The sequence below is a fragment of the Thermococcus sp. M36 genome (assembly GCF_012027355.1).
In the GTDB taxonomy this organism is placed as follows: domain Archaea; phylum Methanobacteriota_B; class Thermococci; order Thermococcales; family Thermococcaceae; genus Thermococcus.
Genome location: NZ_SNUH01000313.1, coordinates 1 through 400, shown reverse-complemented (window position 1 = coordinate 400; position 400 = coordinate 1). Strand labels below are relative to the sequence as shown.

Here is a 400-nt window from a genome sequence, read left to right as displayed (position 1 = left end):
TATTGTTACGTTCTCTCCATTCAACTGAGCCTGACTCGAACTATTACATTCACGAAGTAACCTCATGGTTACCTTATAAATACTGGTATTAGCAGTTGCACCGGGGCTAACATATTGGTAGAATATTTCTCCACCTGCAACATGTGTAGCAAATGACTTATTAAAAGCTAAAGCAACAAGTATCAGCAACAAAACTTTTCTCATACAATATCCTGCCGGTAGCGGTTTATATTTGTGAAGATAACTAACAATGTTTTATTGAAAGCCTGTATTTAAGTTTTAACGCATTGTCAACAATAAGAAGAGATATGAAATTAATAGGTTGCTGCCTGTAATATTTTTATCGTATAAGTACAACCGTTCCTTTTTTGAAAATAGTTTTGCCTTTATAATCTATGCA

1 protein-coding gene is annotated in these 400 nt (G+C 33.8%); it reads right to left on the bottom strand.

The genetic code is table 11. The features are described from left to right. Positions 1–204 (bottom strand): hypothetical protein (locus E3E36_RS13085; RefSeq protein WP_206203733.1); only part of this gene is annotated, 204 nt, incomplete at its 3' end. Positions 205–400: the final 196 nt, after the last annotated feature.